Source organism: Pseudomonas sp. 05T35, from assembly GCF_056396605.1.
The window spans coordinates 1-1,279 of sequence record NZ_JBFTLU010000733.1 but is presented as its reverse complement, the minus strand read 5'-3'; the positions used below and the strand labels follow the sequence as shown (position 1 = coordinate 1,279).

Below are 1,279 nucleotides of genomic sequence, written 5' to 3'. Positions count from 1 at the left end.
GCCTTATACAAACCTACCGCGACGGTACGAATGTTTCCCGACAAAGCGCTCCCGAAAATACCAATGGCCGCACCGAGAGAATCCCGGATTTGCGTCACAGTGGCGTGGYTGATTTCACTYTCGATGCGCTGGMGCGCCATGARCTGGGAGCGGTTGGAGTCCATGCCGATGCCGAGCAGGGGGCYGCTCATGGGTGTTCGTCCTTGAARTGGAGGGTGGTCATGCCGGCCTCATCGCGGGCAAGCCCGGCTCACACATCTGGAATGCGTTCCCCTGTGGGAGCTGACCTGCCTGCGATGGCAATTAATGGGCGCCACCTTAACAAACAAGCTCTCCACCGCCTACAAAGCAAAACGCCAGCACGAGGCTGGCGTTTTGCTTGCTAGGCTGCGATCAACGCGGCACGACTGGCTTGCGCGCAGGTTTTGGCCCTTTGCCTTTGGCGGCGTCCTTGCGTTCCTTCGCGGCCTGTTGGTTGCGGGCGAACGCCGCGGCCTTGGCCTGTTCACGCTTGTCCCACGGGTTACCGCCATCGCTGGCACGCGGCGGCAAGCCGGTGTGTTGCGTGAGGATCTTGGTGGTCTTTTCGCCAGCCACTTTATGGCTTCCGGCTGGCGTCGAGTTCTTGCGACGGGCGCTCTGGTAACTGTCGGTGGCCGGCTGGTGCAGCGGGATCAGCTGGTTCTTGCCCGGCCCGATCAAGTCGGCGCGGCCCATGCGGGTCAACGCTTCACGCAACATCGGCCAGCCTTTCGGATCGTGATAACGCAAGAACGCCTTGTGCAGACGACGCTGCTCTTCGCTCTTGACGATGGTCACGGCATCGCTCTTGTAGGTGACCTTGCGCAGCGGGTTCTTGCCCGAGTGATACATGGCGGTGGCGGTGGCCATCGGCGACGGGTAGAACGCCTGCACCTGGTCCGCACGGAAACCGTTGCCCTTGAGCCACAAGGCCAGGTTCATCATGTCTTCGTCGGTGGTGCCGGGGTGGGCGGCGATGAAGTACGGAATCAGGTACTGCTCTTTCCCGGCTTCCTTGGAGTACTTCTCGAACATCCGCTTGAACTTGTCATAGCTGCCGATGCCCGGCTTCATCATCTGGTTGAGCGGACCTTCCTCGGTATGTTCCGGGGCGATCTTCAGGTAGCCGCCGACGTGGTGGGTCACCAGCTCCTTGACGTACTCCGGCGACTCGACCGCGAGGTCGTAACGCAGGCCGGAGGCGATCAGGATCTTCTTCACACCCGGCAAGGCACGGGCGCTGCGATACAGGATACAG

The 1,279-nt window shown here is 61.4% G+C and carries 1 protein-coding gene and 1 pseudogene; both read right to left on the bottom strand.

Translation table 11 applies throughout. The features are described from left to right. A pseudogene (locus AC1DH9_RS29335) lies at positions 1-119 on the bottom strand (NAD synthetase); the annotation flags it as partial. A 274-nt stretch (positions 120-393) separates the two neighbouring features. Next, positions 394-1,279: DUF3362 domain-containing protein (locus AC1DH9_RS29330; RefSeq protein ID WP_477809354.1), on the bottom strand; the 886-nt coding region annotated here is incomplete at its 5' end.